A 9539-nucleotide genomic window follows, 5' to 3' on the forward strand; every position below is an offset into this window, starting at 1 on the left:
CGAGACCGGGCAGCAGGCACAGAGTTAGGATATGGGGCAGTTTAGACCTCAACGTCACCCTCCGGTGTGCCAAGGGGAGTGAAGGTGCAATCTGGTGCAACAGGGGCCGTCGCGGCGAAGAAGGTAAAGCAATTGACCTGCGGTTCCTGATATTGGGCGCAAGAAGCCAAGGCGCCGAGCGCGGCGAGAAACAACAAAATGCGTGTCATGAAATCCTCCAGAAATCGGGGCGGTCACGGTAGTCAGCACCGACCAGCGCTTGTCCCTTTTCCATGCCGCCGAGGATGGTGAGATTTGGCCCGAGAGCGCTGAGATCGGCATCGACGACGATCGATCCTTGGTCATCGCGGATGAGCGCAAGGCGGCTGTAGCTGCCGGTGTTGAGAAGCACATCGAGTTCCTTCTCGTAGAGGTTCAGCATCGCGTAGTCGGACGCATGGGCGCGGATGTTCGGGAGCAGGATCTGCGTCGGCACGGCCTCGACTATGGTCTTGCCGGTTCGGGTGCGCTCGAGCTGGCTTGCATATTGTGTCATCATCACCGCGACGGTGTTCTGCTTGCGCGCGGTCACGAGCCAGTTCGAGAGCCGCTCGGCGAAATACGCGTTATCGAGCGCTTTCCAGGCCTCGTCGATAACAATGATCGTGGGACGGCGGTCTTCGATCTCGCGCTCGACCCTGCGGAAGAGATAGGAGAGCACGGCCATGCGTTCCTTTTCCGCCTCGCTGTCGAGAATCCCGGTGAGATCGAAGCCAACCACATCGCCTTCCAGCGAGAACGTGTCTTCCAACGTCTGGCCAAATATCCAGCCGTAGCGGCCTTCTTCCGTCCATTCGAGCAGGCGCTGGTGCAGATCGCCGCCATCATCGGTCGAGACGAACAGCGATGCAAAATCCCGCCAGTTCCGCAAGGCCGGGTTTGTGGCCTGTGCGTTCTGGCGCACGACTTCCTGGATGCGGTTGGTCTGCGCCGGCGTGAGCGGCTTGTCGGCGCGGTAGAGCAGGGTGGCAAGCCAGTCCGAGAGCCATGCCGTGCCGCGCGCATCTGTTTCGGTCCAGAGCGGGTTGAGGCCTGTGGGCTGCCCCGCTTTCAGGGACGCATAGCGCCCGCCATTGGCGCGGACCGCCATCTCCATACCGAGACGGTAATCAAAGACGAAGATCCGCGCCCCTGCTCGACGGGCTTGCGTCATGAGAAATGCGGAAAGCACCGATTTGCCCGACCCGGGCCGCCCCATGATCAGGGTATGCCCGCTGGTCGGTTCTTTCTCGGGGCTGCCTTGCTCGTGATAGGAAAACCGGTATGCGCTCTGCTCGGGCGTGGGCAGATACGTGATGACCCGACCCCAGGGTGTTTTTGAGGCAGGCTTGCCGAGCTGGGTCCGATGAAACGCTGCGAAATCCGCGAAGTTGCGATTGGTGATGGCGCTGGCACGGACGCGCTTGGGCTGATTGCCAGGATGATGGCTGAGGTAATGGGCCTTGGCCGCGACGCGCTCGCCGATCATCTTCACGCCTTCGGCGGCGGCCGCGTTGACGATCTCGGCGCTCAGCGTTTGCAGCTCGTCGAGCGTGTCACAGAAGATCGTCACGACCATGTGGTGTTCGCCGAAGCTCTGGCGCTTGGACTCGAGATCATCGGCGGCGATGTCGAGCGCTTCCATGAGCGACAGGGCCGCGTCCTGGGAGGCCTGCATCTGGCGCTTTTGCCGCTTGATCCGACCCGCCATGAGGTTCGAATTGATCGGTGTGAACGAATGGGTGACGATCATGTCGACCGGCAGGTTCAGCATGTCGAACATGGTGCAGGAGGTGGCCTCGGAATATTCCCCGATGGTGAAGCTCTTGCCGTAGCGATGCCCCACGACGCCTTCGGAGAGCTCGAAGTGATCGCCTTGAAACGTCACGCGGGTATTGGCGACGTTAAAGGACAAAAAGCCGTAGGTATTGGCCGGATAAAGCGGCAGCTCCCGGCCAGTGTTGAGGGCTCCCAGCAACCCGATCAACTCGCCACTTTCGGCTGTTAGCACGCGCGGATTCAGCTCGGTCAGGCCTGACAGGAACACACTTACGGCCTCGCCAAGGCGACGCAGACGTTTCTCGGTCACCTCCTTGAGACGATCCGGTGCGCTGCGATTGAGAAACGGCAGGACGCTTTTCGGAGGCGGGCGATGAATGACGGTGAGCGTCAAGGTTTTGTCGCGCAGGCCGCTGCTCACCAGTTTCGCGCGCCAAAGCCGGTCAACGTCTCCTGCAAAACTGTCCTCGCGCACGGGCTCGAGATCCGGCACGATCGCCTTGGAGACCTTGTGGACGTAGTAGCTGAACTCCGGCCCAAGCTGCGCGATGATCCGGGCAAATAGAGCGGTCACCTTGTCGAGATAGGCATCATCCGTCGTGTAGCTGTTGACCCCGTCGAGCCGGATGCAGCGGAAGAGTTCGTTCACCCGTGTCCGCACGGTCTGGTCGTCGACGAGGCTCACATAGGGCAGCATATGCGCAAGCCGGGTCTCGCGCGCGTACCAGTCCGGCGTCATTGTGCGGGGGTCGAGCGCAGCATCACGGGCTTCATCACGGGGCATAGCTGTCCCCGCAATGGATGCTACGGTTTCGCGTGGGTGGCGTCTCCTGCAGCGTCGTCATCATCACATCGATGAAGCGCGGATCCCAGTCCGCGGCCTTCCAAAGCACGGGATAGAGCAGGGCGGCCACGCCCAGTACCGCGATGTGCTGCACCCAGACGAAGAGCAGCACCGAGCCGAAGAGCCAGACCATCGCGTACATGATGGGCAGGCCCAGAAGCTTGGGCGGGCGCACGAGGCCAAGAAAGAGGGGCGAGCGCTCAGCCACGATTATGGTCCCCCTGCAAACACCGCGGCAACGATTGTGGGGGCAGCGGCGACGCCAGCGATGCCCACAAGCACCCAGAGCGCCTGGCGCAGATCGATAATGTTGAAGAACCAGCTGAGGAAGACTCCGAGAACGGCGAGTGTGGCGATGACAACGCCGAGCGGGCCTGTTAGCGCATCGACAATGCCTTGTAGCAGGCTCTGGATCGGCGAGAGGTCGATGCTTTGCGCGAGGGCCGGTTCGGCAATCAGTAGGAAGAGCGCCAAGCTTGCGACAAAGAGATTTGAAATTTGTCTCATGAATTTGATCCTTCCAATCGGGCCACGACGGCCATGACGCGGGCCACGTGGTTCTGGGTTTCTCGGTAAGTGGGAATGCCGCCGTATTGGCGCACTGCATCCGGGCCGGCGTTGTAGGCTGCGAGGGCAAGACGCGGATCGCCGAACGTCTCCAGCATCATCGCGAGGTAACGAGCGGAACCGTCGAGGTTCTGCAGCGGATCACGCGGATCGACACCGAGGTCGCGGGCCGTCGCGGGCATCAACTGCCCAAGGCCAATTGCGCCAGCGCTCGAGACCGCTTCCTGTCGGTAGGCGCTTTCGACCTCGATATTGGAGCGATAGAGCAACAACCAATCTCTGACTGAAAGGTCCGCGCGGCGCAGCCCGGGATGCCCGGCATAGCGAAGGGCGGTGGCTTCGATGGCAGTAAGAACACTGGCACTGGGTAGGGGAGCAGGCCGCGCAAGGACGGAAACTTGGATTTCGTCTGACCCAAGGTCAGTCTCACCGAGGATCGCCAGCTCATCAGCAGCGGACCCCTGACCGATGCCGTCATTGTAATTACGCGTAAAGCTGTCTTGGGAGCGGGATGGGGTCAGAGAGCCATCGCTCTCCATGACCAGCACCATCTGTGCAGTGGCTGGACCAGCGAGATACCAGAAAAGGATAAGGCTACTTGCTGCTGCCCTTGTCGGTCGCAGCCAGCTTGTGGGTCGTCCGCTGGCCTTCTTCGAGCGGGACATCGGCATGGGAGAAGCCGATCCCGATGAGGAAGGACACGACGCCCGTAATGGTCTTGAACTCGCGGATCTTGATGTCGTTGTAGGTCGTTCGGGTACGGGCCGTGACCAGCAGTTTTTCCACGCCTTCGTCAGAGACGACACGCATGATCCAGACCCCGTAATAACTCGGGCCCTTCTTGTGTGCCGACTCCTGGCACAGGATTTCAGCGCTATAGCCACTTTCCACGAGTTCGCGGAAACGTGCTTCCGTAACCACATTTGGTGCTTCGATGTCCCAGTTCATGGCCCGGCTCACGCTTTCTTCAAACGCGCAACACCCGGGCATTCCCACTTGAAGCCCAGAGTTACGATAGTATATTTTCAACCGCAAGATATAATACAGCAGATACGGCTGTATCTCGGTTACTCAAACTCTAGGCACGGCCATTGGCGTCTATCAAGGAAAATAGAGGTTTCAGAAACCTGCGGTTGAGCCGATGGGTGAAGATGCAGGCTGTAGCCGTGCTGATGCTCGCTCCGGTCGCAAGCCAGGCCGGATCCTGTTTCGCCCCGGTCCGACCATTCGTTCCAAGCGATTCGCAGGCCGCCCGAGACTACGCCAAAATCATACGGCAGGACTTCGAGGTCTACATCACGGACATTCAGGAGTACTTCCGCTGCCTTGAGCAGGAGCGTGCGCGTGCCTTCGAAGAAGCCCGCGACGTCAGCCAGGACTACGGTCGGTTTCTCGAATTGGTGGGGGATTGATGGGGGATTGGGTGTGCATCAGACTTGCACTCAACAGAAACCACACGCCGATAACACCCTCAAAAATCTACTTTTTAGATAACAGATTTCATCCGCTAGCGACGTCACAAAAGGTATGTGACGCGTGGCGAAAACAATCAGAAGCAAAGGCCAGTTGGCGCTCGTCCGTGCGTTGGTCGACGCCCGTGTTGGAGCGGGCCTTGGTCAGAAAGATCTGGCAAACAGGCTCAGATGCCACCAGTCCTTTATTGCTCGCCTTGAGAGTGGTCAGCGTCGGGTCGACGTTGTCGAACTGGTCGTTTTGGCGCGCGCCATCGGTATTGACCCGTTCGAGGTTCTGGCGATCGTTGAAGCCGCCACGGAGCCCGACCACAAGATTTGAAAGCAATATAATTTTGGGGCGTACCGCTTTGGATGTCCCCTCGTGAGATCAGCTATCTCAATGAAGAGCAGTTAGCCAACATCCACCACGTGCGGCCTGCGGCGCGAGTGAGCGCCTTATGACACCATGCCGCAAAATCAGAGCCACAATGCAGGAAGTCCGTAAACAGTGAACGATGAAAAAGGTGAAGGCGTCGCGATCGCAAATCTGATCGGGACCGATGGGCACAGCATTGTTGGTTGGGTTTATCGCTGGACTACAGGCGCGAATGTGGTGATGTGGGACGTCCATGGGCCCAAGCCGGTATCGGAAATCTGGCCGGATCTGACTGAAGAACAGAAGCAGGAAATCGACTTCAACGGATTGACGCGGGTCGGAAGAGACGAAGGGGTGTGAGGTGGGCATCCCGCGGCGCTTTTTGAAATGCCAAGCTGCCTTTTGAAGATTAGGTGTGCGAGGTTGCATCGCGCATACCTGCGAAATCGGACTTACAGTCCGAGCCGTTTGGTTTCGGGTCAGTAGTTCACCTGTTCGAAGCCGTGGTTGCCTTCGTAGTCCCGCCAATCGACGAACACGGATCGGTGATAGATACCAGGGTAATTCTGGCCCCATCGTTCAAGACCGACATCGTCGGCTTGAAGGGCGGTTACGGAAGACCTCTGCCAAGCGAAGTCGCCTTGGATGCCATAAGTGCCGAGGACCACGGTGGCGCTACGGTTGCAATCACCATCACGACTGGATTCGTGCCGTCGCGCATACCGAACATCAATAACGCAGATGGACCGTACGAAATTGGACTCATTGACCGCCTTGAGCACGATGTAGGTGAGGCTTGTGATCAGATCATGCGCCCTAAGCACGCGGTACACGGTGGTTTCCGAGACAAAGTAACGTTCTTGACCGGTGAATGTGACGGCTAGCGCGGGCGGCGAAAGCTCTGTTTGCTTCAGGGCGAAATTGACAACCTTACGCTTTACCTCGTCAGAAACACGGTTCCAAACGTGCTGTGGCTTTGAAGATTGATATTTCAGGCCAGCTTCGCCATGCTGCAGTTACCTATCTTAACAGCGACAGAATGTGGTGCGTGGGATATCCAACTAGGCCAGTCTTCGGCGGGCCGACAGATGCGATCCTTCGACCAAATGGACCATCTTCAGCTTCTCAGATGTAACATATCTCATTCGGGTTGCCCCCACCGTCGAATAGACTTTTCTGAGCAAACGGAGTTTCAGCGTCTGTTCTGCAACTACTTCCTTCAGATCGCGGACTTCACCACGCAAATTTTTCACTTCGTCAGCGTTCGCTGCGCGGGATGTATCGCCTGCCAGACGCCGCTTGCCAGCTTCCATGAAGTCCTTGGACCATTTGTAGTAAATGCCGTTAGAGATGCCTTCTCGACGACACAGCTCAGTAATGCTGTCTTCACCAAGCAGGCCGTCCAGTACGATCAGGATCTGTTCTTCAGATGAATATTGTTTACTCGTGGCGCGCTTGATGTCTTTGACGATCTTCTCGCTATGGCCTTTCGTTGTCTTTCTCATCGTCCACTCCTCAGTGGTTACGATGTGAAACAAACCCTCTCTCAGCAAATTGACCTAATTGGACCCAAAGGCGCTGATCCCAGACACTTCAGCGTTGGTGAGTGACCATCATTTCGAGGCGTATTTCCAAGGAAGCTTCTGTGCCAACTGCTCGTTTCTTGGGAAACCGCTGGGCAAAATCCTAGCTCCGCGAGTTAGGCACCAAAATTTTACGATTTATTCAGCATAGAGGCGGATATTAGACCAGCGACACAGCGGTCAGGCGCACCACATTTTGTGTTCTCGTGGAGAAACGAAGTTGAATCAATTTCTATGGACGATAAGTATGCTCCACGATCTGGAGAGCTTCTTTCGCGAGAACAAAGAAGAAGTATGTGCCGTCATTGTTCGAGATGCGCGAGAGTTGCTTGCAAAGGAACTTGGAAGAATTGCTGAGAATGAACTCATTGAGATACGCAAAAGGAAGCAAAAAGTTGAACAGAGTGTCATTTGTCGCCCGACCCGAGAACGTGCTCTCTCGAAGTGACTGGTGAGCTAGCCCTGAGGTGCCCCTAAATTTGTAGACGCTTTGCTTGGTAATTTTGGAAGCAAAGGAAGATGCAAATGTCAGGGCAAGTTCGCTACTCAGATGAGCTCAAGAACGACGCAGTGGCGCGGGTCACGGAGCGTGGATATATGGTCAAGGATGTTGCTAGGCGCCTCGGGATCAGCGCGAAGTCGCTGTAAACGTGGATGGCGCAATTCGCGAAGCCACAAAAGCAGACTGATCACGAGGGCGAGGTCGTTTCCGAGAACCGCGTTGCTCGTCTGGCTCGGACTGCGGGCATTCAGGCGTAGATTGGCTCCAAGAAGAAGCCCGGCGTTTAAGGTGGAAAGCCCTCTGTCGTGGAGGACAACACGCTGGATCATCAGTTCGCCGTCGACACCTCGGATTGCGTATGAGCGACAGACATTACGTATCTACCGACACACGAGGGATTTGCCTACTTCTGTGTCGTCATCGATCTATTCTCGCGGCGTGTTGTTGGCTGGGCAATTCAATCTCGCCAGACATAAGAACTTGCTGTGCAGTCTTTGCAGACGGCGATCTTGCGCAGAGAACCCGAGACTTGCCTGCTGATCCACTCCGACCAAGGTACCCAGTTCACCAGCCGCGAATGGGCCGCGTTCCTTCGCGAACACAATCTGGAACACTCGATTAACCGCAGAGGCAATTGCCATGACAACGCGGTGGCCGAGAGCTTCTTTCAACTGCTGAAGCGGGAAAAGGTTCGGCGGCGGAAATACCGGACACGCGAGGAAGCGCGGCGAGACGTCTTTGAGTACATCGAATTGTTTCATAACCCAAAACGTAAGCACACGAACAACGGCATGCTGTCACCCGTTGACTATAAAAAAGACGGCGCAAACTGGAAAAGGCAGGTGACTGGCAAACTAGGTGCACCTCAGTTCGCTAGTACGGACTCTACCTCAAAGTAGAGAAGGAAACGGGTCTCACGCCACCGGCTAGACTAGCCGCTCACCTCATGAGCTATTTGACAACTTGTATCCGTGGGTGTTCAGAATTTGGATATCTAATTGCCTCGCAGCCGACTTCAACAACCGCAACAGCTTGTGCTTCCCTCAATGTTTCTTGGAGCTTGTCCAAATTGTTCCTTTCAGCATAACACGCAACATCTTCAAGAACACTGACGATCCATCCGTGGTTATTCATAATCTTCCCCAGCAAGTGTGATCTAGTTACAGCAAGTCGAGTTCGTATCTTGTCAATAAAAATGGTTACCGATTCGTAAACAAACCGCTCGACCAATAAGTGCTGCGTCAATCCTTCGATGAACTTCGCAACTACAGCAGTCCAAGCAATGATCAACAGAATTGATTGCGGTAGGGCACATGATTGCCGTTCAAATCTGACGAAGGTCGATAGAGTGTCCGATCGTAGTACTTTCCACAACTAGCCATTTCTGGGGGGGCTTCATCAGTCCATAGTTTGTCAGTTCGACCCTCAAGACGCATTTCGGCGAAAAGAACGACTCAACTTCGTTATCGGCAAAATCTGTTGTCCTGGCGAACGGAAAGTTTCTTCGGATTATTGCCAACAAATAAGCTGCTCCTGCGCGTGGAATAGGGCGCCGAGTAAATCACGCTACTCAGCGCTTTTGCTGCGTATTTTGCACGCCTTGATGATTTGCGTTGGCTCCTATCGAATGCACATGAAAGTTCTCCTATACCGATCTGCAGATCATCAGTGGGGCCCTAAGCCGTAGAGAACGCGCTGTCGACGGTGAACTTCCTTTTTGATGCTTCAAACGGGACATTTGCCTTGAACGTTGGTTCTTCCTCGACATCCTCGATTTCGCTTTGTCGAATGTCGGAATCGGTCGGAGCCTCTCCTCCTTGGGGCAGCTACCTATTGCCAGGGCTGTCAAGAGACCTGTGAAGAAGAATGGCGCACCGTCAGCGAGGCTGATCCTGAGTTTGCCGAAGCGACTTCCCAAAATCACCCGGTCCACACTTGATTAAGCATTTTCGAGAATAACGCAAAACGTGACTAGCTCATCATCTTTCGAGCGTCGCTCTGGATGTCAAAGCAGGTTTGGAGAACTCGATGAAATTTCAAGATTTTGGTATTGACTGTTCCTTGGACAAAAACGCTGGAGTTGCTGAACAGCAGGACATAAGTGATCTGACCAAGATCGTTGGCCCCGATGCGACCGCAGGACGTGTGCTGAAGGTCACGCCAGACGATCATGATGATATTGCAAGCATCCAGATCATCGACCCGCCGGTCGAAGGTAATGTCACCGTCAATCCAGACAACACGCTTGCGGTTGTTCTGACGACCTCGGATTCGACCAACGATATCGCTTATCGCTACGAGGTGACTTTCAAGGATGGCTCGACAGAAGTTTTCGAGAGCTCGCACAAGGTTCAAGCCGGATCGCAGGATGCTGGCTGGGGTGAGGGCAAGTTCTTTATGTTGGAAACCGATGCCA

14 protein-coding genes and 1 pseudogene are annotated in these 9539 nt (G+C 55.8%); 7 read left to right on the forward strand and 8 right to left on the reverse strand.

Annotated features, from left to right (window positions below):
- Positions 1 to 41 precede the first annotated feature (41 nt).
- From AB3Y40_RS20100 to AB3Y40_RS20125, 6 genes are read right to left on the reverse strand one after another with little or no spacing between them, the layout of a single operon-like run.
- The gene (locus AB3Y40_RS20100) at positions 42 to 209 is read right to left on the reverse strand and encodes a hypothetical protein (RefSeq protein ID WP_369440676.1); all 168 of its coding nucleotides are present in this window, start codon (positions 207 to 209) and stop codon (positions 42 to 44) included.
- Positions 206 to 2581: a VirB4 family type IV secretion/conjugal transfer ATPase gene (locus AB3Y40_RS20105; protein WP_369440677.1), complete on the reverse strand. Its 2376-nt coding sequence runs from the start codon at positions 2579 to 2581 to the stop codon at positions 206 to 208. The genes AB3Y40_RS20100 and AB3Y40_RS20105 overlap by 4 nt, the downstream gene beginning before the upstream one ends.
- Positions 2571 to 2849, reverse strand: a complete 279-nt coding sequence (locus AB3Y40_RS20110) for a VirB3 family type IV secretion system protein (RefSeq protein ID WP_369440678.1) — start codon at positions 2847 to 2849, stop codon at positions 2571 to 2573. Before AB3Y40_RS20110 ends, AB3Y40_RS20105 begins: the two co-directional genes overlap by 11 nt.
- 2 nt (positions 2850 to 2851) lie before the next feature.
- Entirely contained in the window at positions 2852 to 3148 is a 297-nt protein-coding gene (locus tag AB3Y40_RS20115; protein WP_369440679.1) for a TrbC/VirB2 family protein, read from the reverse strand.
- The gene (locus tag AB3Y40_RS20120) at positions 3145 to 3759 is read right to left on the reverse strand and encodes a lytic transglycosylase domain-containing protein (RefSeq protein ID WP_369440680.1); all 615 of its coding nucleotides are present in this window, start codon (positions 3757 to 3759) and stop codon (positions 3145 to 3147) included. Before AB3Y40_RS20120 ends, AB3Y40_RS20115 begins: the two co-directional genes overlap by 4 nt.
- A 43-nt stretch (positions 3760 to 3802) precedes the next feature.
- The gene (locus tag AB3Y40_RS20125) at positions 3803 to 4156 is read right to left on the reverse strand and encodes a hypothetical protein (protein WP_012187321.1); all 354 of its coding nucleotides are present in this window, start codon (positions 4154 to 4156) and stop codon (positions 3803 to 3805) included.
- A 203-nt stretch (positions 4157 to 4359) separates the two neighbouring features.
- Between AB3Y40_RS20125 and AB3Y40_RS20130 the strand changes: the two genes are divergently transcribed.
- From AB3Y40_RS20130 to AB3Y40_RS20140, 3 genes are all read left to right on the forward strand, one after another.
- Positions 4360 to 4620, forward strand: coding sequence for a hypothetical protein (locus AB3Y40_RS20130; protein WP_369440681.1), 261 nt, complete (start codon positions 4360 to 4362; stop codon positions 4618 to 4620).
- A 124-nt stretch (positions 4621 to 4744) separates the two neighbouring features.
- On the forward strand, positions 4745 to 5002 hold the full coding sequence (locus tag AB3Y40_RS20135) for a helix-turn-helix domain-containing protein (protein ID WP_369440682.1): 258 nt from the start codon (positions 4745 to 4747) through the stop codon (positions 5000 to 5002).
- A gap of 168 nt (positions 5003 to 5170) precedes the next feature.
- The gene (locus AB3Y40_RS20140; RefSeq protein WP_369440683.1) at positions 5171 to 5398 is read left to right on the forward strand and encodes a hypothetical protein; all 228 of its coding nucleotides are present in this window, start codon (positions 5171 to 5173) and stop codon (positions 5396 to 5398) included.
- A gap of 119 nt (positions 5399 to 5517) precedes the next feature.
- Here the strand turns inward: AB3Y40_RS20140 and AB3Y40_RS20145 are convergent, their stop codons facing one another.
- Both AB3Y40_RS20145 and AB3Y40_RS20150 read right to left on the reverse strand, forming a co-directional pair.
- Positions 5518 to 5871, reverse strand: coding sequence for a hypothetical protein (locus tag AB3Y40_RS20145; protein ID WP_369440684.1), 354 nt, complete (start codon positions 5869 to 5871; stop codon positions 5518 to 5520).
- A 228-nt stretch (positions 5872 to 6099) separates the two neighbouring features.
- Positions 6100 to 6543 (reverse strand): transposase, encoded by a 444-nt coding sequence (locus tag AB3Y40_RS20150; RefSeq protein ID WP_369440685.1) that lies wholly within the window; start codon positions 6541 to 6543, stop codon positions 6100 to 6102.
- A 325-nt stretch (positions 6544 to 6868) separates the two neighbouring features.
- Between AB3Y40_RS20150 and AB3Y40_RS20155 the strand changes: the two genes are divergently transcribed.
- The 4 genes and pseudogenes from AB3Y40_RS20155 to AB3Y40_RS20165 form a co-directional block, all read left to right on the forward strand.
- On the forward strand, positions 6869 to 7069 hold the full coding sequence (locus AB3Y40_RS20155) for a hypothetical protein (RefSeq protein ID WP_369440686.1): 201 nt from the start codon (positions 6869 to 6871) through the stop codon (positions 7067 to 7069).
- A gap of 77 nt (positions 7070 to 7146) precedes the next feature.
- Positions 7147 to 7269 (forward strand): transposase, encoded by a 123-nt coding sequence (locus AB3Y40_RS20425; protein ID WP_459554016.1) that lies wholly within the window; start codon positions 7147 to 7149, stop codon positions 7267 to 7269.
- A gap of 48 nt (positions 7270 to 7317) precedes the next feature.
- Positions 7318 to 8022 (forward strand): annotated as a pseudogene (locus AB3Y40_RS20160) (IS3 family transposase); the annotation flags it as partial.
- Positions 8023 to 9151: 1129 nt separating this feature from the next.
- A partial coding sequence (locus AB3Y40_RS20165) for a hypothetical protein (protein ID WP_369440687.1) occupies positions 9152 to 9539 on the forward strand: 388 nt, incomplete at its 3' end.

Source organism: Yoonia sp. R2331 (genome assembly GCF_041103235.1).
Taxonomy (GTDB): domain Bacteria; phylum Pseudomonadota; class Alphaproteobacteria; order Rhodobacterales; family Rhodobacteraceae; genus CANMYO01.